The sequence below is a fragment of the Brevundimonas sp. P2_A6 genome (assembly GCF_056404975.1).
The window spans coordinates 187912-208391 of sequence record NZ_JBFUCZ010000003.1 but is presented as its reverse complement, the minus strand read 5'-3'; the positions used below and the strand labels follow the sequence as shown (position 1 = coordinate 208391).

Below are 20480 nucleotides of genomic sequence, written 5' to 3'. Positions count from 1 at the left end.
GCGGGATGGCGGCGCGCACTATTCTACCGGTTGGCAGTGTGTAAACTACGACACGCACACGAAAATTGCGCCGAATACCCCTGAAGCCCTTGCGTCGATCAACGTTGCGGTAAACAGTTCGCAACTGCGAGATCACACAGGGGATGCATTCATGTCGCAGTTCTTCAATCGACTACCGGGGGTGCTTGGCCTCCTCCTGCTGACGGCGGCGCTGTTCTACGCGGGGGGCGCGTTCGCCCAGGATGCCGCCGCGCCCGCGCCGACCCTGCTCGGCCATCAGGCCGCGCTTGAGCTCGATGGAGCCGGCACCGCCTGGCTGGGCACTTCGACCGCGCTCGTTCTGCTGATGACCCTCCCTGGTCTGGCGCTGTTCTACGGCGGCATGGTGCGGCGCAAGAACGTGATCGCCACCATCACCCAGTCCGTCGGCGTCTTCGCCGTGGTGACCCTGGTGTGGTTCCTGGCCGGCTATTCGATCGCCTTCGGCGTCAACGCCGATCCGGCGCTCCAGCCCTACATTGGCGGATTCGACGCTCTGTTCCTGAACGGCGTGACCATGCAGACGGCTCACAGCCTGTTGCCGGGGATCCCGGAGTTCCTTTTCATCTCGTTCCAGATGACCTTCGCCATCATCACGCCGGCCCTGATCACCGGAGCGTTCGCCGAGCGGTTCAAATATTCCGCCCTCCTGCTGTTCACCGCCCTGTGGTCTCTGCTGGTCTATGCGCCGATCGCCCACTGGGTCTGGGGCGGTGGCTTCCTGGGCAGCGCGGGCGTGCTGGACTTCGCCGGGGGCGCGGTCGTTCACGTCAACTCGGGCGTGGCGGGTCTCGTCTGCGCGATCTTCCTGGGGCGCCGCAAGGGATACGGCACCGAGCCGATCGTGGCCCACAACCCGGTCCTGACCATGATCGGCGCCTCGCTGCTGCTGGTCGGCTGGATCGGCTTCAACGCGGGCTCGGCCGGGGCCGCGAACGACCTGATGGCCGTGGCCCTGCTGAACACCATCCTGGCCGCCGCCGCCGCCGCCCTGACCTGGAAGATCGTGGAAGTCATCGAGAAGCGTAAGGTCTCGCTGATCGGCATGTTGTCGGGCGTCGTCGCCGGTCTGGTGGCCATCACCCCGGCCGCGGGCTTCGTCGATCCCAAGGGCGCGGTGATCATCGGCCTGATCGCCGGGCCGGTCTGCTACATCTCCTCGGTCTGGATCAAGAAGCTGCTGCGCTACGACGACAGCCTGGACGCTTTCGGCATCCACGGCGCGGGCGGCCTGCTCGGGGCTTTGCTGACGGGCGTGTTCGCCACGACCGCCATCAACAGCCTGTCGGAAGGGGCCAACATCCCGACCCAGGCGCTTGGTCTGGCCTGGACGATCGCCTATTCGGCGGTCGGGACCTTCGTCATTCTGATCATCTGCAAGTTCACCACGGGCCTGAGGGTCACAGATGCTCAGGAAGCGGAGGGTCTGGATACGACCCTGCATGGCGAAGCGCTGGAAAACTGATAAGCTTGACCATACCGGGCGCGGCATCAGGGTCGCGCCCGGTCAAAAAAAGAAACTCATCATCCTCTCGAGAAGGGCCAACCCATGAAACTGAAAATGACCTCTGCGGCCATCATCGCCGCCCTCGCCGCGGTGTCCGCAGCCGGCACCGCCTCCGCCCAGGACGCGACCTTCGCGTTCAACATCGCCGGCACGACCGACTACCGCTTCCGTGGTGTCAGCCAGACGGACGAAAGCCCGGCGCTGTCGGCCGGTGCCGACGTGACGGTCGGCAGCTACTACGCCGGCGTCTGGGCCTCGAACGTCGATTTCGGCGATGAAACCAACGCCGAAATCGATCTGTACGGCGGCTATCGTACCGAACTGGGCGGCTTCGCCGTCGATATGGGCGCCATCGCCTATGTCTATGTGGGCGAACCCAACAAGGCCGCCTACAACTACGTCGAGGCCAAGCTGGCGATCTCGCGCGCGTTCGGTCCGCTGACGGCCGGCGTCGCGGGCTACATCTCGCCCGACTTCTTCGGCGTGGACGAGGTCGCGACCTATGTCGAGGCCAACTATGCCTATGCCGTGACCGACAAGCTCTCCATCTCGGGTGCGGTCGGCGAGCAGTTCCTCGACAAGACCGACGACTACGTCACCTACAACGTCGGGGCCTCCTATGCCCTGACGCCGAACCTGATCGCCGACGTGCGTTACGTCGACACCGACCTGGATACCGGCGGAATCGTCAACGACACCGTCACGGGTACGATCAAGGTCGTATTCTAGGAAAGCCTGCGACCCTCTCTCAGGGCATGAGAGGGGGTCGCATCCGCCTTCAGGGAGGCGGGGCCAGGATCAGACCCGCCATCGGGGGCAGAGTGTCAAAGGGCCCCTCGGCTGTGTTCACCCTCTCGATCGCGGTCCAGCCCGACGGCGGGTCCCACGCGACCGCGGCCCGCCCGAGATTGAACGCGCAAAGCAGCCGTTCGCCGTTGACCTCGCGACGGAAGACCAGCAACCCGTCGGCCCGCGACTCGACAATCGTCATCGTGCCGGTCCGCAAGGGCGGATGCTGCCGACGCAAGGCTATGACCCTGCGGGCCAGGTTCAGCGTCGATGCCGGATCATGCGACTGGGCCTCCACAGCCAGCGACTGATGACGCGGATCGACGGGCAGCCAGGGCTCGACGGTGGAAAATCCCGCGAACGCCGCCTTGGGCCGCCAGGGCATCGGCGTGCGTGCGCCGTCTCGGCCCAGTGTCTCGGGCCAGTTGGCGATGGCCTCGGGATCCACCAGCCGGTCGAACGGCACATCGGCCTGTGGCAGCCCCAGTTCCTCGCCCTGGTAGACGAAGACATTGCCGCGCAGGCACATCAGCAAAAGCAACGCCATCTCGGCATAGGCCCTGGGGTCCCGCCCCTGGGCCCAGCGCGAAACCGCGCGCGGCGCGTCGTGGTTCGAAAACGCCCAGGACGGCCAGCCCTCGCCCGGCGTTCCCGGCCACATCGCCGGTCCCTGCTCGACCAGGGCGGGGGTCAGGTCGGGCGCATACAGATACAGAAACCCATAGGCCGAATGCAGCCGATCGGTCCCCTCGGTGTATTCGTGCATCTCCTCGTTGGCGCGCTCGCCCGCGACCTCGGCCACCATGAACCGGTCGCCATAGCCGTCGGTCAGGGCGCGAAGTCGGTTCAGGAAATCCAGGATCTCCGGCTGGGACTGATTGTGGATGTGCTGCTGGAAGTCGAACGGGCGGGTCCGCTTTCCGGGGGTCAGGACCGGCGGGTTATCGGTCAGGGCGGCGTCGTGGATCGAGAAGTTCAGCGCGTCGCACCGGAAGCCGTCGACGCCCTTGTCCAGCCAGAACCGGGCGGCGTCCAGCAGGGCGTCCTGCACCCCCGGCAGGCGAAGGTTCAGCTGGGGCTGCTCCTTCAGGAAGTTGTGCATGTAGTACTGGCCGCGTCGGGCGTCCCAGGTCCAGGCCGGGCCGCCGAACACCGACTGCCAGTTCGACGGCGGCGAGCCTTCCGGCTTCGCATCGGCCCAGACGTACCAGTCGGCCTTGGGGTTGTTGCGGTCCTGACGACTGGCCTGAAACCAGGCGTGCTGGTCGGAGGTATGGGCATAGACCTGGTCGATGATGACCTTCAGGCCCAGGTCGTGGGCGCGGGCCAGCATGGCGTCGAAATCGGCCATGGTGCCGAAGATCGGATCGACCCCCACATAGTCCGACACGTCGTAGCCGAAATCCTTCATCGGCGAGGTGAAGAACGGCGACAGCCAGATGCCGTCGACACCCAGAGACGCGACGTGGTCCAGATGGGCGGTGATCCCGGGCAGGTCACCGACGCCATCGCCGTTGCTGTCGGCGAAACTGCGCGGATAGATCTGGTAAAGCACCGCGCCGCGCCACCAGTCGGCGGGGTCGGACGACGGGACGGTGGCATCGTGGGTCATGGCCCACAGTGTCAAACCCGCCCGGGCGCGTCGAGCCGTCCGGCCGTGTCGCACCGAACCACTTTTGGTTTCGGACCGAGAGAACTTGCTTTACCCACGACGCGATCCGGGTGACGCAGGGTTGATGTAATCGGTTACGGGCGATCAACGCCCGCCAGGAAGCGTAAAGGTCAGGCCGCCATGAGCACCCACGACTCCGTTGATATCGCCCCGCGCAGGGGCACGGGCCTCGCCTTCGGTTATGTGACGACGCTTTTCTTCGCCTGGGGATTCGCGACCTCGCTGATCGATCCGCTGATCGCGGCGGTCAAGAAGGTGTTCGAGCTCAGCTACACCGAGGCGTTTCTGACGACCTTCGCCTGGTTCATCGCCTATGGGGTCGCGTCGCTGCCGGCCGCCGCCGTGCTGGCGCGGCTGGGCTATAGCCGGGCGATCATGGCCGCGCTGGCGACCATGGTTCTGGGCTGTCTGATCGTGCCCTTGTCGACGATGGCGGACTTCTATCCCGGCATCCTGCTGGCCCTGTTCGTGATCGCCTCTGGGGTGACCCTGCTGCAGGTGGCGGCCAATCCGCTGGTCGCCGAGCTGGGCTCCAAAAAGAGCTCGCACTTCCGCCTGGTGTTCTCGCAGGCCTTCAACTCCTTCGGGGCGACGGTCGGGCCGTGGCTGGGGTCGCACCTGCTGCTGACCGGCGGGGTATTCGCCGCCGGTGCGGTCGTGACGGCGGCGACGCGGGGCCAGTCCATGCGCAGCATCGACCTGGCCTTCCTGGCCCTGGGGGCCTTCTTCGCCGTGGTCGCGGCCTTCATCTTTTCGGCGCGAAGGCAGATCAATGCCGCCGCCCCCGCCAGGACCGAGGGTGCCGCCTCGCTGATCTCGGCCCTGCGCTCCCCCTGGGCCCTGTTCGGCTGCCTGGCCATCTTTCTCTATGTCGGGTCAGAGGTCGCGATCGGCTCGATGCTGACCAACTTCCTGGCCAGCGACAGCGTGCTGGGCCTGTCGCTGGAGGCGGCGGGCAAGATGCTGGTCTTCTACTGGGGCGGGGCCATGATCGGCCGCTTCATCGGCAGCGCGGTGCTGCGCGTGGTGCCCGCCGGCGTCCTGCTGGCGATCTGCACCGTGGTCGCCGCCGTCCTTTGCGTCGTCGTGATGCGGACCGGCGGCGGCACGGCGGCCTATGCGGCCCTGGCCATTGGATTTTTCAACTCCATCATGTTCCCGACCATCTTCACCCTGACGCTGGAGCGGTCGTCGGCCCCGGCCTCCGCGACCTCGGGCCTGCTGGTGTTCGGGATCATCGGCGGGGCCGTCCTGCCGCTGATCTCGGGCAAGATCGCCGACGGTTCGGGCGGGGTGCTGAACCCAGCCTTCGTCGTGCCTCTGATGGGCTATGTGGCCCTGACCATCTTCGCCGTCGCCGCCGCACGCACCTCTGCGCGCGGCGAAGTCGCGACGCCGGTCGCCGGCGGACACTGATCACACGTGGATTCGCAGAAGTTCTCGGCCGTGCCTGCATCCCTGATGACAGTGTGGAGCGCCTTCTGTAAGCGGTTACAGCCATGACGGAGCCCGCCAAATGTCCGATCGCCGGACCCAGACGTCTCGTCGCGCCATGCTGACCGGCGCGCTCGGAATGGCCATCGTGGGTGGGTTGATGGCGGCCCCGCGCCGTGCCGCGGCCCAGGTCGCGGCCGACCTGGATCGGGTCGATGCCCTGATCGCGCGCATGACGATCGAGGAAAAGGCGGGTCAGCTGAATGTGCTGGCGGACCCGTTCCGGTTCCGGCCCCAGAACGTCAATCCGCTTGACGGCCAGGGCGACCCCGCGCGCATGACGCAGATGATCAAGGACGGCCAGGTCGGCTGTCTGTTCAATGGGGTTGGGGCCGAGGCCGGGCGTCGGATTCAGCAGATCGCGGTCGAGCAGACGCGTCTGGGCATTCCGTTGCTGTTCGCCGCCGACATCATCCACGGGCTGAAGACGGTCTTCCCGGTTCCCCTGGCCGAGGCCGCCGCCTTCGATCCCGAGCTGGCCATGCGCACCGCGCGCGCCGCCGCCGTCGAGGGGGCCGCATCCGGCATCCATCAGACCTATGCTCCCATGGTCGATGTCGCACGCGACCAGCGCTGGGGCCGCGTGGTCGAGGGGGCGGGCGAAGACGTCTGGCTGAACGAGGTCCTGGCCGTCGCCCGGGTGAAGGGCTTCCAGGGCGACCGGGGTCTGTCGGACCGTGATGCGCTTCTGGCCACGCCGAAGCATTTCGCCGCCTATTCCGCCGCGCTGGGGGGGATGGACTACAACACCACGGACATGTCGGACGCGACGCTGCGGGGCACCTTCCTGCCGCCGTTCAAGGCCGCCTTCGACGCCGGGGCTCTGTCGGTCATGACGGCCTTTAATGACATCAACGGGGTGCCGGCGACCGGCAACCCCTATCTGCTCACCCGGATCCTGCGCGAGGAATGGGGTTTCGCCGGCTATGTCGTCACCGACTATACGGCGGATCAGGAGCTGATCGCCCATGGTTTCGCCGCCGACGGCCGCGACGCGACCCGCATCGCCCTGATGGCCGGCGTCGATGCCTCGATCGTCTCGGGCCTGTTCCTGGAGCATATCCCCGGCCTGGTCGCCTCGGGCGAGGTGCCGATGGCGCGGGTGGATCAGGCGGTTCGGCGCGTGCTGATGACCAAGGCGGCGCTGGGCCTGTTCGACGATCCCTATCGCGGCTGCGATCCGGAACGCGAGCGCGTGCTGGTCGGCGCTCAGGCGCACCGCGATCTGGCGCGCGAAGCCGGGGTCAAGTCCATCGTCCTGCTGAAGAACGATGACGACCTGCTGCCGCTGAAGACTTCGGGCCAGACGATCGCCCTGGTCGGGCCGTTCGCCGACGACAAGGACGTGTTCGGCCCCTGGACCATCTGGGGTGACGAAAGCCGACGGGTCTCGTTGGCCGAGGGGTTCCGCGCCGCCATGGAAGACGCCGACGCGCTGACCGTGGTGCCGGGGTCGAACGTCGAGACCGCCTTGTCCGGCGGGATCGATGCGGCGGTGCGCGCGGCGACCGAGGCTGACGTGGTCGTGCTGGCGCTCGGCGAAAGCAGCCGGATGTCGGGCGAGGCCCAGTCGCGAACCGAGATCGACATTCCCGCGCCCCAGCGCGCCTTGGCCCAGGCCGTGCGCGCCACCGGCAAACCCGTCGTCGTCCTGCTGCGCAATGGCCGGGCGCTCGACCTGACCGGCCCGGTCGCCGATGCCGATGCCATCGCCGTCACCTGGTTCCTGGGCGGAGAGATGGGCCATGCCGTGGCCGATGTCGTTTTCGGCAAGGTCTCGCCGTCCGGCCGCCTGCCCGTCAGCTTTCCCATGCGCGGCGGTCAGCAGCCCTTCAGCTATGACCACAAGGCGACCGGCCGTCCCGCCGATCCGACCCTGGCGACCCAGGAATACACCGCGCGCTATCGCGACATCGCCAATGTCGCCCGCTATCCGTTCGGCTACGGCCTGACCTATGGCGACCTGCGGTATGGTGAGGTCACCCTTTCCAGCCCCGACCTGGCCTGGGACGGATCGGTCGAGGTCTCGGTGGATGTCACCAATGCCGGCGACCGCGCGGTCGAGGAGACGGTGCAGCTCTACATCCACGACCGGGTCGCTTCGCTGACCCAGCCCGTCCGGCGCCTGCGCAATGTCCAGAAGCTGACGATCGGGGCGGGCGAGACGGCGAAGGCGCGATTCACCGTGGATCGCAGCCAGCTGATGTTCATCGGCGCCGACAGCAAACCGACGGTCGAGCCGGGCCAGTTCCACGTCTGGGCGGCCTCGTCGGCGCAGGCGGGCGAACCGGCGGTGCTGACGCTCAGCCCCGCCTGAATCGCGCCCGGATCGCGGTCGCGACGTCCCCCACGATCAGGTCCGCCAGGCCCCACGGCTCGATCAGATAGCGGGTGGCGAGCCGCCGGGGGTCCTTGACCAGCCGGTACAGCCACTCCAGCCCCAGCGGTCCCATCCAGCGCGGCGCGGCGCTCTGGACCCCCGCCTCGTAGTCGAAGGCGGCACCGACCGAAAAGATGACCGCGTCCGGCAGGGCGTCCAGATTCTGGCCGATCCACACTTCCTGACGCGGCATGCCCATGCCGACGAACAGGATGTGCGGCTTGAAGGCGGCGATCTCGGCCAGCACGGCCGCAGTTCCGGCCGATCCGGGCGCGGCATCGAAATAGCCGTCGCGCACGCCGATGGTCGTTCCGGGATAGAGGGTCGTCAGCCGCTGACGCGCGGTCTCGGCGACGCCCGGCGCGCCGCCCAGATACATCACCCGCCAGCCCTTGCGATCGGCCAGGCTCCAGAAATGATCGCGCCAGTCCAGATAGGTGCAGCGGTGAAAGGCGCGCCCGTGCACGCCCAGCATTCGCGCGAAGGCGATCAGCGGGGCGGAATCGACCTCCACCAGATCGGCCCGGTCGTAGAAAGTCGCCATCGCCGGATCGCGCCGGATCAGGTTCAGACTGTTCAGATTGTGGTTGGCGACGACGGCCTTTCGGCCCTCGGTGACCCAGGTGTCGACGTGGAGCAGCACCTCTTCGGGGCGAACCAGATCCATCGGCTGACCCAGCAGGCGTACGCGCTCTCGGGCGCGCCGTGCGGTGCGGATCGGGCGGCGCGCGTGACCTCGCCGATCGGGCAAGAGAGCGGCGTCCATGACGTCGTGGGCCTGGGGCGACAGATCGACCATGCCGCACATTGGCCCGAACATCCTCAAGGTCTGGTGATCGGACAGGCTTAACCGGGTCTGACGGTCAGTTTCGATCAGGCGATGGCCGCTGTGCGGCCACGGCCAAGCTGCTATAGCGAGGCTCTGCCGGTATCGCCGGTATCGACTTTGCTCGGGGGGGCATCATGCCGGATCAGATCACCAAAACCACGACCACCTCGTGGTTCAGCCGCGTCGGCTCGGCCTTCGCGGGCATCGTTGTCGGCCTGGCCCTGATCGTCGGCTGCGTGATCGGCCTCGCCTGGAACGAGGGCAATGCGGTCAAGACGGCGCGCGGCCTGACGGAGGGCGCGGGCTTGGTGATCGAGGCTCCGGCCACGCCGATCCAGCCCGCCAACGATCAGAAGCTGATCCATGTCACCGGCGACGTCGCCGTGACCGCGCCGCTGGAGGATACCGAGTTCGGCGTCACCGGCACCGGCGTGAAACTGGTCCGGAACGTCGAGATGTATCAGTGGACCGAGGAATCCAAGAGCGAGACCCGCACCAAGCTGGGCGGCTCCGAGGAGACCGTCACCACCTATACCTATTCCAAAAAGTGGTCGGCCAGCGCGGTCGATTCCAGCGCCTTCGCCGAGCCGGCCGGCCATGAAAACCCGGAAATGGCCATCGAGGCCGTGACCGTCTATGCGCAGGACGCGACGCTTGGGGCCTTCAACCTGGACGACAGCGTGCTGAGCCAGGTCGGCGGCGAACAGCCCCTGCCCCTGAACGCCACGAACGAAGAGGCCATCCAGGCCGCCGCCGGTCAGGGGCGGACCCTCAGCGTCGCCCAGAACCGCATCTATGTGGGTGAGAACCCGTCCGTCCCGGCCATCGGCGATACGCGCGTGTCCTACGGCCTGACTCCGGCAGCGGAAATCAGCGTCGTGGCGCGCCAGAACGGCGACGACTTCCTGGCCTATCGCACCCGCAACGGCTCCGAGATCCTGCTGGTTGCCGACGGCGACGTCCCGGCCGGCGACATGTTCCAGAGCGCGCAGGACGCCAACAATCTGATCGCCTGGATCATCCGCGTCGTCGGCATGGTGCTGCTGATGGTCGGTTTCGGCCTGATCCTGGCCCCGCTGGGTGTGATCGCCGACGTCCTGCCGCTGGCCGGAACGATCGTGCGGATGGGGACGGGGCTGATCGGCTTCGTGCTGGGACTGATCGTCGGCACGGTGACCATCGCCCTGGCCTGGCTGGCCTTCCGCCCGGTCACGACCATCATCATCCTGGCCGTCGGCGGCGCGATCGCCTTTGCCGTCTACCGGTTCGGGCGCGGGCGGGACAAGAAGAAGCAGGCGGCCGCGGCGGCCTGACGGCTCACCGTTCGACCATCCGCGTGTACAGGTGCCAGGTGGCATAGCCGAGCACCGGCAGCACGATGGCCAGGCCGATGAACAGCGGGATCGAGCCCAGGATCAGCAGCCCGGCGACCCGCAGGCCCCAGGACACCACGGCCCCCGGGTTGCGGCTGACCGCTCGGATCGAGGTGCCGACGGCGGTGCCCGCGTCGATCGGCTTGTCCACCACCATGGGGAAGGACACCAGCGTCAGGAACACGGTCAGGACGGCGAAAACGGCCCCGACCAGATTGCCGACGATCACCATGGTCCAGCCCTGTGGGGTCGAGAACAGCTGCTCGAACCCGCCGACGATCGTCATCGGCCCGACCTGGGCAAGGGTGGCCTGGTAGATCACCCATGCCGCCACGATCCACGCCACGAAGAAAACCAGAGACATCAGGGTCAGCATGAACAGCGGCGTGCGGCTGCGCCCGTTCAACGGATCGAAGAAGTGAATCCAGCTGGAGTCGATGCCGGCCTCTCGCCGCCGGGCGATCTCATAGAAGCCGGCCGCCACCGCCGGTCCCATGACCGACAGACCGGCCACCAGCGGGAAGAAGACCGGCAGCAACCGGTCGTTCAGCGCGACGACGGCCGCCAGCAGACCCAGCACCGGATACAACACCGCCAGCACCAGCACGTCGCCCCGCTTGGCGTTGAAATCCTTCCAACCCTCCGACAGCGCCCAGTTGATGTCCGCCTCCGTGATCCGGCGCACACCGGGTGCGGCGGTCGGACGGGGGGTGACGGGAATGCTGGACATGACAGGCTCCGTGGCGCGGGGACGGCGGTTTCGGGTGGGCGAACTCTCGGGTCAGATTACGAACAGGAACTGGATACGTTACGCAAAGCTAGTCCCGAGCCCGGCGCCGCGCCACCGTCATGCGCTCACGGCTTGGTGATCATTCCAGGTTCGGGCGGCGTCGCGAGCAAGAAGGCGCGCACCGGCGGCAGGGACCGGGCCGGAGCCTCTTCCTGCGGCAGGTGGCCCAGGTCGGGGAAGGACACCAGCCGCGCGTCGGTCAGTTCGCGTCGGTAGTCGGCGGCATTGGCGATCGGGATCATCCCGTCCTTTTCGCCCCAGACCAGCAGCACCGGGGCCTGAATCCGCCGCAGCATCGGCACCGGGTCGCGCAGCACCGTCTGCTCCATCCGGTCCAGCATGGCCTGTCGCGCACCGGGGGCCAGCATCAGGTCGCGGTACCGGGTCACGGTCGGCTCGGTCAGCGCTGCAGGGTCGGCATAACCCACGGCGATGTTGGACCTCAGCATCCCCCGCGGCAGGACGTAACGCATCGCCTGCATGATGAAGGGCACGTCCGGGGCCTTGCCGTATTCGAACCCCGGGCTGGCGAAACCGTCGGGCGAGACCAGCACCAGCCGGTCGACCCGCTCCGGGTGCTCGGCCGCCATCGTCCAGGCCAGTCGTCCGCCGACGGAGTTGCCGACGAAGGACGCCTTTGGCACGCCCAGCCGATCCATCATCGCCAGCAGCAGGGCGATGACGTGATCGTCGGTATAGTTCCTCGTCGGATCGGGCGGCGACAGGCCCGAACCCGGCAGGTCCAACCGGATGACGCGCAGGTCGTCGTCCAGCGCCTCGGCCCACGGCTCCCAGGTGTGGAGGCTGGAGCCGAAGCCGTGGATCAGGATGACGGCGGGCGCATCGCGGGGACCGGTGTCGCGCACATGCAGGCGGGTGTCGCCGACCTGGATCATGTCGGTGGGGCGAGCCAGATACAGGCGCTCAAGGTCGGCCCGTGGCTTGTCCGGCGCATAGAGCCACGCGCCCAGCCCCACCACGGCAAGGCCGATAACGATCAGGGCAGCACGCAGAACCGTCTTCATGCGGTCCCGGTCGCGGCCATCAGGGGATCAGGCGGCGACGGCCGTGCGGGCCAGGGCGCAATGGCCCCAGATCTCGGACAGGGCATCGATCAGCCGGTCGATGTCGCCGTCGTCGTGCACCGGCGACGGCGTGATCCGCAGCCGCTCGGTGCCCAGCGGCACGGTCGGATAGTTGATCGGCTGCACATAGATGCCGTGATTTTCCATCAGCCAGTCGCTGATCATCTTGCATTTGTGGGGGTCGCCGACCATCACCGGGATGATGTGGCTGTCGTTGGGCATGTGCGGGATGCCGGCGGCGGTCAGGCGATCGCGCACGCGGGCCACGCGGTCCTGGTGCCGGGCGCGTTCCAGCTCGGACGCCTTCAGGTGCCTGACGCTGGCGGCGGCCCCGGCCGCGACCGCCGGGGGCAGGGCGGTGGTGAAGATGAAGCCGGAGGCGAAGCTGCGGACGTAATCGCACAGCGCGTTCGATGCGGCGATGTATCCCCCCATGACGCCGAACGCCTTGCCCAGCGTGCCCTCGATGACCGTGATCCGGTCCATCAGGCCTTCGCGCTCGGCCACGCCGCCGCCGCGCGGCCCGTACAGGCCGACACCGTGGACCTCATCCAGATAGGTCATGGCCCCATGCTTCTCGGCCACCTCGACGATCTCGCCGATCGGGCCGATGTCGCCGTCCATGGAATAGACGCTCTCGAACGCCACCAGTTTGGGCCGGCCCGGCTCGATCTGCGACAGCAGCTCGTCCAGGTGCGCCGGATCGTTATGGCGGAAGACCTTGTATTCGGCCCGGCTGTGGCGAATGCCCTCGATCATCGAGGCGTGGTTGCAGGCGTCCGACAGGACCACGCAGTTCGGCAGCCGTGCCGCCAGCGTCCCCAGAGCCGCCCAGTTGGAAACATAGCCCGAGGTGAACAGCAGGGCCGCTTCCTTGCCGTGCAGGTCGGCCAGCTCGCGCTCCAGCAGGACGTGGTGATGGTTGGTGCCCGAGATGTTGCGCGTGCCGCCGGCCCCGGCGCCACAGCTGTCCAGGGCGTCGTGCATGGCGCGCAGCACATGGGCGGACTGGCCCATGCCGAGATAGTCGTTGGAGCACCAGACGGTGACCTCATCCGGACCGTCGCCGTGCTTCTTGGCCTTGGGGAAGGCCCCGCGTTTACGCTCCAGTTCGGCGAACACGCGGTAGTTGCCGGTGTCACGAAGGGCATCCAGCTCGGTCTGGAAGAAGGTTTCATAGTTCATGGCGGAGGTCCCCCAGGTCATTTTCTTATGGATGTTCGTTGATCGGCTTGCCGGAGGTCGCCAGTGCGACCTGGACGACGGGTTTGGGTTTGGTCACATCGCTGCGGCGCAGGGCCCAGCCCCACAGCGCCTGATCGGGCGACGGCAGCATCAGGAAGCCGTGTTCCAAGAGGCCCAGCGCGGCCAGCATGAACATCAGGGCATAGCCGACCTGTGCCCCGCCCGTGCTGGACAGGGCGGCGTCCCCCAGCAGCAGGGTGACCACGATCGACAGACCCAGCGACAGAGGGAACAGGGCGTTGAACCGCGCGCGCCGGAAATAGCTCTGCAGATACTTCAGCCCGCTTGGCAGGAAGGTGATCGGCGGATTGGGCACGCCCAGGAAGATGTTCAGCTTGGTCGACAGCCGCATGCCGAACAGCAGCAGGAAGGTCAGGGTGCCGGTCTGGTTCGGCTGGCCCCAGGTCAGGGAGACGAACAGGACGGCGGTCAGGGCCAGGGCGATTTCGTGATGGATCACGGTCTCGGCCGAGACGGTGAACCGCTTCCACCCTTGCGCCCCGAACGGGCAGGCGGTGCGCCTGGGCCCCGTCAGCTTGCCCATCAGAAAGCCCATCTCGTGCCAGCCCCACACGACCAGGGCGCAGCCGAAGGCGACATAGGCCCCGGTGACCGAGGCATCGCGCGCGGCGATCATCAGCCCCGCCGTCGCGGCCGCCGCGACCACGGCGTAGAGGCCCAGGCTCCACCCGAAAGTGGATCGCGGCAAGCGCACCAGCCACAGGATCGCACCGGTGGAGAACCACCAGACGAGCGCCGCGATCAGAAGAGGCTGGACGAAGACCGACATGACTACCAGGTCGGCTCCATCCGCACGTTCGCCGGCAGAGGGTGCTTGTCGACCGGCAGGAAGTAGAGCTGCGCCAGGGTCGCCCCCGCCTTCAGCACCAGACCGAACCGCTTCAGCCCGCCGAACAGTCCACCCCGGGCCTTGGCCTCTGCCATGGCATCCGAGGTCAGACGCAGGCGTTCCATCCCGGCCCGGAAGCGCGGATCGTCGGTGCGCAGGGTGACCGGATAGACCTGTTTCGAGATCTCCGAACAGATGCGGAAGACCTCGTAGTCATAGTCGGTGATGTCGACGCCCAGCGCCTTGTGGAAGGCGGGGCGCATGTGGTCGCGGACATACATGGTCGCGTAGACGCTGAGCAGGAAGAACCGGATCCACCAGACGTTGCCGCCGCTCAGCAGCTTGGGATCGTTGCGCATGATCAGGGCGAAGGCCTCGCCGTGCTTGAACTCGTCGTTGCACCACCGTTCGAACCACTGAAAGATCGGGTGGAAGCGCTTGTCCGGGTTCTTCTCCAGATGGCGGTGGATCGCGATGTAGCGGGCGTAGCCGATCTTCTCCGACAGATAGACGGCGTAGAAGATGAACTTGGGCTTGAAGTGGGTATATTTCTTGACCTTGGTCAGGAAGCTCAGGTCCACGCCGATCTTGGCGTCCTTCAGCGTGTCGTTGATGAACCCGGCGTGGCGGCTCTCGTCGCGGCTCATGTATTTGAACAGGGCGCGGATGTCGGGGTTCTGAACCCGCTTGGCGATCTCGGCGTACAGGACGCAGCCACTGAACTCGGACGTCAGGGACGACACCAGGAAGTCGGTGAACTCCTTGCGCAGATCGTCGGGCAGGTTCTCGATGATGCCGTCGAAGGCGGCGTCGCGCTTGAAGTGGTCGCGGTTCACGTCGGCCGCGAACTCGGCCATCAGGGCGTCCCACTGGGCCCGCACCGGCGACACGTCGATGCGGTCCAGGGCGGCGAAGTCGGTGGTGTAGAACCGGGGGGACAGGACCGTGTCCTCGGTCGCCAGCTTGAAGGAGCTTTCGGAGTTGACCTTCTGGCGCGCGGCCTCCCGGCGCAGGGCGGCCAGGCCGGGTGTCTCTTCATAGGTGTCGAAGGATACGGCGGTCACAGGGTCCTCCGGGGGGTGAAGCTGACTTCGTACAGCTCGTTCATTTCAAAGAAGCCGGCGCAGGTGCGCGTCCAGACGCGCTCAAGGAACGACGCCCGGCGCAGCGTCGCCATGCGGCGGAAGGTCCGGCGTTCACCGAAGGCGACATGGATCGGATCGCCGTGCACCTGCACCGCGTCGCCCGGGCGGATCACGGGATCGCCGTCCAGGGCGACATGGGCGTGCAGGCTCTCGTCGGAATGCTCGACCTCGACCGTGCAGGGGATGTGGACCAGGCGGTTCATGCCACGGTTCCGGCGCTGGCGGGGACAGGCGCGATCAGACTGATGAAGTCCTCGCGATTGGTGGGACCGAAGGCGTTCAGGTTCAGCGTCCGGCCCGTGGCCAGATCCTGGATGGTCACCGCGCCGTCCGACCATTGGCTGACGCGGAACGGTTGCTCTGACCCCAGGCCCCGGGACCGCCGATCGCGGACCAGGCTGCGCAGCACGCCGCGCACGAACCCGCCCGAGGCGGTGGGGATCATCCGGTCCGGCACGCCGGGCGCGACCACGCGCACCGCGCCGCCGGGCACGTCATAGAAGCTCAGATCCTCGGTCCGCGTGACCTGGGCCACGCGCGGGACCTCGACCATGGCCGGGGACCCGATCAGCCCCAGCCGCGTGCCGCCCACGACGACGAGCGTTGACCCGACCAGCAGGAACGCCGCGATCAGCGGAGCCTTGGGGAAGGGTTTATCGTCGAGGGCGGACATGGGCTTGGCTTTCTTTCTTCGGGCTCAGGCGGCGGCGGGCTGACCGCCGGACGCCTGAGACGCGGACGGACGGGCGGCGCGGGCGCGAGGGGCTTCGGCGACGAAGGGCCGGTCGGCGGCCGAGGCGGCCAGCTGCAGTTGCAGGCTGAGGCGTTCGGCGACGGCGGCGGCGTCCGGCAGGGCGCGCATCATCGGTTGCGGATTGACGAACGACCAGGGACGGACGTGCGGCCACAGGTGCGGATAGGCGATCTTGGCGTCCCCCGCGAGACCCATGGGGATGTCGCCCACGCCCTTGCCGTCCAGCTTCAGCCCGGCCGAGGCGACCGCCGCGTACGGAATGTTGAAGCATTTCGACAGGGCCACGCCGTGGCGCAGCACGAACCGCTTGTTGGTCATGGTGTAGACCGTCGAGCGGGCCGCCAGCCAGGCGTAGAAGGTCAGCAGGCCGATCGCCATGGCTCCGGCCAGCAGGGTGACGACACCCGACCCGATGGCCCGGGCCAGGGATGCGCCCGTCGCCAGACCGTCGCCGACGTTCCACGCCGCCAGGATACCGAAGTATCCTCCGACCAGGTGGGTGTGCAGCGCCGTGCGGGCCAGGGTGCGCCAGTCGGGCGCGCCCTGCCACAGGATGTGCTCGCCGGCCGGCAGCTGGCCGGGAAGGCCGCGGACGGGTTCGCCCGCGTGTTCGTTCGGACCGAGTTCGCTCACAGCCAGGGCTCCTGACGGTCACGCGTCGCATAGAGGTGCCCGCCGCCGTAGTATCCGACGATCCGCTCCTCCTCGTACAGGGTGACTTGATCGGCACTCTCTGTGCCAGGGACGTCGGCGAACTGGGACGCCGTGATGGCGCGAACCTTGACCGCGCGAGCCCCGCCGTCGACGATCGCCATGGTCATCGGCAACAGCACCTTGCGGGCTCCCACAGCGACCTCCAGATAGCGGATCAGCTGCTCGGACCGGTCGACCCAGATGTCCGAGACCTCCCCGGCCTTCAGACCGTCGCAGCCCAGGACGGCCAGACCGCGTGGGTCGGTGTCATGGCTGGACACCAGGAAGTCGGCGGCGATCCGCAGGGGCACAATGCGCGGCGTGCCCTCGATCGTCAGGTCCGGATACTTCGGACGATCCGCGTATCCGCCCGGCCCGATGCCGTCGATCAGCGGGTTGCCGGTCGGCTCGATCGGGGATCCGTCGGTCATGGCGCTGCGACGCGCGGCCAGCTGGCGGGTGTCGCGATTGTCGTCGCGCGGCAGGGTGCGGGTGCCGTGGCCGTGGGGCAGGATGAAGGTCTTCGGCTGGGCCGTGAAGAACAGGCCGCCCAGGGGCTCCTTGCGTCCGGTCACGTCGTCTTCCAGCGGATAGCCCTCCCGTCGATCCTCGCGGCGCAGGTAGAAGACCAGGCCGGCGAAGAACAGGAAGAAGGCGATGAGGCAGAACTCGGCCGCATCGAAATCACCAAAGAGGTAGGGACTGTCCATGTCAGGGTTTCCTTATGAACCGGGTCAGGCGGGCAGGTCGGCGAGGCCGAACCTGGAGGTTTCGGAAGCAGGCTTGGTGGTGGCGGGCACGTAACGGGCCAGGGGTCCGATCGCGATCAGGGCGGCGAACAACAGGCCGATCTCGAGGTGGTAGACAACGGCATAGGAGGTGGCCGGCGCGCTCATGGCGGTGCCCAGCGCGCCGGTGGCCGACAGGTGGGCGACCAGGTCGCGCAGACCCCCGCCGACGAAGATGGCCAGGCCCACAGCCGTGGCCTGAACCGCGCCCCAGGCCCCCAGCGCGATGCCGGACTTGCCGTCCTTGGCCAGGGCCATGGCGGAGGTCAGGGTGCCGACCGAGAACAGGCCCCCGCCCATGCCGATCATGAAGACGCCGAGGCAGAAGACGGGGATCAGCGACAGGGCGCCGCCGCCGATCACGCAGACGAAGGCCAGGATGCCCAGGACCATGCCGTGTCCGGCCAGGCGGTGCGGCTCGCCGCCCTTGCCCAGCTGGCGGGCGGCATAGGCCAGACCGGCCAGGGTGCCCGCCGACCACAGGGCGGTCAGCGACGTCGTCTGTCCGACCGACAGGCCCAGGATCTTGCCGCCATAGGGCTCCAGCAGGACGTCCTGCATGCTGAACGCGGCGGCTCCCAGACCCACGGCGACCAGCAGGCGGCTGGCGCGGCCCCCGGCCGAGAACTCGGCCCAGGCTTCCCTGAAAGGCGGGCGGGGCTTGTCCTTGGCGGTCAGGGCGAAGTTCTGCGATTCCTGTTTCCACAGGGCGGTCATGTTCAGCACGATGGCCAGGACGCCCGCGCCCTGAACCACGCCGACCAGCTTGACCTCCTGGAAGTCGGCCAGGACCAGACCCATCAGCACGCCCGAGATCAGCATGCCGACCAGCAGCATGACATACAGCAGCGCCACGACCCGGGGCCGCGCATGCTCGGGGGCCAGGTCGTTGGCCAGGGCCAGACCGGCGGTCTGCGTCGTATGGATTCCGGCCCCGACCAGCAGGAAGGCGACCATGGCCGCGATGTGGCCGATCCACTCGGCCCCCACGCCATGTCCGCCACTGATCAGCAGGGAGAAGGGCATGATCGCCAGGCCGCCGAACTGGAGCAAGCTGCCGAACCAGATGTAGGGACCCCGGCGCCAGCCCAGGTGCGACTGGTGCGTGTCGGACTTGAAGCCGATCAGGGCGCGGAACGGGGCGAACAGGAAGGGGATGGCGACCATGGCCGCGACCAGCACCGCCGGCACGTTCAGCTCCACGATCAACACCCGGTTCAGGGTGCCGGTCAGCAGCACGGTGGTCATGCCCACCGAGATCTGGAACAGCGACAGGCGCAGGATGCGGCCCAGCGGCAGCTCGGTCGTGGCGGCATCCGCAAAGGGCAGACAGGCCGTTATCAGCCGCGCCCATTGGGCCCGGCTGTCGCCCATTCCGGCCTTTTGGGCAGACCTTTCGGCCATCCTTTGCAGAAGCAGCTCGTTCAGCACCGGATCATCTCCAGCGCCTGCGACGTATAGAAACCACCCTGGACCCGGCGGCTGCGACCGACCGACTGGCCGGGCAGGGCGGCGAGGCGGCGCGCCAGGGCGTCGATCCTGGCGGGCGCGATGGCCGGGGCGCGATCGGCGCGGGGGAACAGCTTGCCCATGCCCAGCATCAGCATCAGAGCGGGGGTGCGCGGCGTGACCGTGAAGATCACCGACTTGCGGGTCCGCTGGCCCAGAGCCTGGAGCACGCCGACGATGTCGTCGGTCGGATAGTGGATCAGGCTGTCCATCGCCACGACGTGGTCGAATGTGCCCAGATCGGGAGACATCATGTCGCCCGCGCGCCAGTCGATGGAGCCCTTCAGCCCCGACGGCGTCCGCTCCTTGGCGATGTTGACCAGGCTGGCCGAGACGTCGATGGCCACGACGTCGGCTCCGCGCCGCGCGGCCTCGACCGCCAGGGCCCCGGTGCCGCAGCCGGCGTCCAGCACCCGAACGCCCGTCAGGTCGTCCGCCATCCACGACAGCAGCACGCCCCGCATCTCGTCGCGCCCGGCCCGCACCGTCGCGCGGATCTTCGATACCGGCGCGTCACTGGTCAGCTGCGCCCAGGCGTCCAGCGCCGTACGGTCGAAATATTCTTCCAGCCGTCCGCGATACTGGTCCCAGGTCGGGGTGGTGCGGGTCTCGAGCGTGGCGGTCATTGATCGAACCCCAGGAACTCGAAGATGTCGCGATCGCGCATCGGTTCGGCCTCGATGGCCTCCATGCCGTCCCACAGCGACTGGGCCAAGCGCATATATTCAGCCTTGGCGGCCTCCAGTTCGTCCGAACCGTCCATCTCGAACACGACGGACTTCTTCAGGCGGCTGCGGCGGATTTCGTCCAGGTCGCGGAAGTGGGCGATGCGCTTCAGGCCGATCGCGGCGTTGAAGCGGTCGATCTCGTCGGTGCCGGAGGACCGGTTGGCGATGATGCCGCCCAGGCGCACCTGATAGTTCTTGGACTTGGCCTTGATGGCCGCGACGATGCGGTTCATCGCGAAAATGCTGTCGAAGTCGTTGGCCGTCACGACCAGCGCCCGCTCGGCATGCTGCAACGGCGCCGCGAAGCCGCCGCAGACCACGTCGCCCAGCACGTCGAAGATCACCACGTCGGTGTCTTCCAGCAGGTGGTGTTCCTTCAGCAGCTTGACGGTCTGGCCGACGACATAGCCGCCGCAGCCGGTGCCGGCCGGCGGTCCGCCCGCCTCGACGCAGCGCACCCCGTTGAAGCCCTCGTAGACATAGTCCTCGGGGCGCAGTTCCTCGGAGTGGAAGTTCACCGTCTCCAGTACGTCGATGACGGTGGGAACCAGGCGCTTGGTCAGGGTGAAGGTGCTGTCATGCTTGGGATCGCAGCCGATCTGCAGCACCCGCTTGCCCAGCAGGCTGAACGCGGCCGACAGGTTAGAGCTGGTTGTCGACTTGCCGATCCCGCCCTTGCCATAGACGGCGAAGACCTTGGCCGAGCCGATGTTCAGCGTGGAGTCCATCTCGACCTGGACCGATCCGGCACCGTCCGGCGGACGACGCTTCAGGGTCTGGGGCATTTCGAGGGTGATGCTCATGATGTGT

General features: G+C 67.6%; 19 protein-coding genes. 5 read left to right on the top strand and 14 right to left on the bottom strand.

The window, feature by feature from the left end; all coding sequences use genetic code 11:
* The first annotated feature begins 151 nt into the window (after nucleotides 1–151).
* On the top strand, nucleotides 152–1504 hold the full coding sequence (locus AC1DW4_RS10000; RefSeq protein ID WP_477017111.1) for an ammonium transporter: 1353 nt from the start codon (nucleotides 152–154) through the stop codon (nucleotides 1502–1504).
* 84 nt (nucleotides 1505–1588) lie between these two features.
* A complete protein-coding gene (locus AC1DW4_RS09995; RefSeq protein ID WP_477017110.1) occupies nucleotides 1589–2275 on the top strand; it encodes a TorF family putative porin in 687 nt (228 codons plus the stop codon).
* 49 nt (nucleotides 2276–2324) lie between these two features.
* Here the strand turns inward: AC1DW4_RS09995 and AC1DW4_RS09990 are convergent, their stop codons facing one another.
* Nucleotides 2325–3947, bottom strand: a complete 1623-nt coding sequence (locus tag AC1DW4_RS09990) for an alpha-amylase family glycosyl hydrolase (RefSeq protein ID WP_477017109.1) — start codon at nucleotides 3945–3947, stop codon at nucleotides 2325–2327.
* Nucleotides 3948–4127: 180 nt separating this feature from the next.
* On the opposite strand from AC1DW4_RS09990, the gene AC1DW4_RS09985 reads away from it, so the two are divergent.
* Nucleotides 4128–5423, top strand: coding sequence for a sugar MFS transporter (locus AC1DW4_RS09985; RefSeq protein ID WP_477017108.1), 1296 nt, complete (start codon nucleotides 4128–4130; stop codon nucleotides 5421–5423).
* Between the two features lie 100 nt (nucleotides 5424–5523).
* Nucleotides 5524–7818 carry a glycoside hydrolase family 3 N-terminal domain-containing protein gene (locus AC1DW4_RS09980; RefSeq protein WP_477017107.1) on the top strand — a complete coding sequence of 765 codons (2295 nt, stop codon included), beginning with the start codon at nucleotides 5524–5526 and terminating at the stop codon, nucleotides 7816–7818.
* On the opposite strand, the gene AC1DW4_RS09975 is transcribed toward AC1DW4_RS09980, so the two are convergent.
* Nucleotides 7805–8701 carry a WecB/TagA/CpsF family glycosyltransferase gene (locus tag AC1DW4_RS09975; RefSeq protein ID WP_477017106.1) on the bottom strand — a complete coding sequence of 299 codons (897 nt, stop codon included), beginning with the start codon at nucleotides 8699–8701 and terminating at the stop codon, nucleotides 7805–7807. The genes AC1DW4_RS09980 and AC1DW4_RS09975 overlap by 14 nt on opposite strands.
* Nucleotides 8702–8844: 143 nt before the next feature.
* Between AC1DW4_RS09975 and AC1DW4_RS09970 the strand changes: the two genes are divergently transcribed.
* Nucleotides 8845–10023 (top strand): TMEM43 family protein, encoded by a 1179-nt coding sequence (locus tag AC1DW4_RS09970; protein WP_477017105.1) that lies wholly within the window; start codon nucleotides 8845–8847, stop codon nucleotides 10021–10023.
* A 4-nt stretch (nucleotides 10024–10027) separates the two neighbouring features.
* Here the strand turns inward: AC1DW4_RS09970 and AC1DW4_RS09965 are convergent, their stop codons facing one another.
* The 12 genes from AC1DW4_RS09965 to bchL all read right to left on the bottom strand — a co-directional run bounded on the left by AC1DW4_RS09965 (nucleotide 10028) and on the right by bchL (nucleotide 20473).
* Nucleotides 10028–10813, bottom strand: coding sequence for a DUF2189 domain-containing protein (locus tag AC1DW4_RS09965; protein WP_477017104.1), 786 nt, complete (start codon nucleotides 10811–10813; stop codon nucleotides 10028–10030).
* 125 nt (nucleotides 10814–10938) lie between these two features.
* Nucleotides 10939–11898, bottom strand: a complete 960-nt coding sequence (locus AC1DW4_RS09960; RefSeq protein ID WP_477017103.1) for an alpha/beta fold hydrolase — start codon at nucleotides 11896–11898, stop codon at nucleotides 10939–10941.
* Between the two features lie 27 nt (nucleotides 11899–11925).
* Nucleotides 11926–13143, bottom strand: a complete 1218-nt coding sequence (gene hemA / locus AC1DW4_RS09955; RefSeq protein WP_477017102.1) for a 5-aminolevulinate synthase — start codon at nucleotides 13141–13143, stop codon at nucleotides 11926–11928.
* 25 nt (nucleotides 13144–13168) lie between these two features.
* Nucleotides 13169–13993 carry a putative photosynthetic complex assembly protein PuhE gene (puhE, locus tag AC1DW4_RS09950; RefSeq protein WP_477017101.1) on the bottom strand — a complete coding sequence of 275 codons (825 nt, stop codon included), beginning with the start codon at nucleotides 13991–13993 and terminating at the stop codon, nucleotides 13169–13171.
* Between the two features lie 2 nt (nucleotides 13994–13995).
* Nucleotides 13996–15117, bottom strand: coding sequence for a magnesium-protoporphyrin IX monomethyl ester (oxidative) cyclase (gene acsF, locus AC1DW4_RS09945; RefSeq protein ID WP_477017100.1), 1122 nt, complete (start codon nucleotides 15115–15117; stop codon nucleotides 13996–13998).
* Nucleotides 15114–15401, bottom strand: coding sequence for a hypothetical protein (locus AC1DW4_RS09940; RefSeq protein WP_477017099.1), 288 nt, complete (start codon nucleotides 15399–15401; stop codon nucleotides 15114–15116). The genes acsF and AC1DW4_RS09940 overlap by 4 nt, the downstream gene beginning before the upstream one ends.
* Complete coding sequence (gene puhC / locus AC1DW4_RS09935; protein WP_477017098.1) at nucleotides 15398–15871, bottom strand: photosynthetic complex assembly protein PuhC; 474 nt, start codon at nucleotides 15869–15871, stop codon at nucleotides 15398–15400. Before puhC ends, AC1DW4_RS09940 begins: the two co-directional genes overlap by 4 nt.
* 24 nt (nucleotides 15872–15895) lie before the next feature.
* Nucleotides 15896–16585, bottom strand: coding sequence for a photosynthetic complex putative assembly protein PuhB (gene puhB, locus AC1DW4_RS09930; RefSeq protein WP_477017097.1), 690 nt, complete (start codon nucleotides 16583–16585; stop codon nucleotides 15896–15898).
* A complete protein-coding gene (gene puhA / locus AC1DW4_RS09925; RefSeq protein WP_477017096.1) occupies nucleotides 16582–17355 on the bottom strand; it encodes a photosynthetic reaction center subunit H in 774 nt (257 codons plus the stop codon). The genes puhB and puhA overlap by 4 nt, the downstream gene beginning before the upstream one ends.
* 24 nt (nucleotides 17356–17379) lie before the next feature.
* The gene (locus tag AC1DW4_RS09920) at nucleotides 17380–18807 is read right to left on the bottom strand and encodes a BCD family MFS transporter (protein WP_477017095.1); all 1428 of its coding nucleotides are present in this window, start codon (nucleotides 18805–18807) and stop codon (nucleotides 17380–17382) included.
* A 50-nt stretch (nucleotides 18808–18857) separates the two neighbouring features.
* On the bottom strand, nucleotides 18858–19568 hold the full coding sequence (gene bchM, locus AC1DW4_RS09915; protein ID WP_477017094.1) for a magnesium protoporphyrin IX methyltransferase: 711 nt from the start codon (nucleotides 19566–19568) through the stop codon (nucleotides 18858–18860).
* Nucleotides 19565–20473, bottom strand: coding sequence for a ferredoxin:protochlorophyllide reductase (ATP-dependent) iron-sulfur ATP-binding protein (gene bchL, locus AC1DW4_RS09910; RefSeq protein ID WP_477017093.1), 909 nt, complete (start codon nucleotides 20471–20473; stop codon nucleotides 19565–19567). The genes bchM and bchL overlap by 4 nt, the downstream gene beginning before the upstream one ends.
* Between the last annotated feature and the right edge of the window lie 7 nt (nucleotides 20474–20480).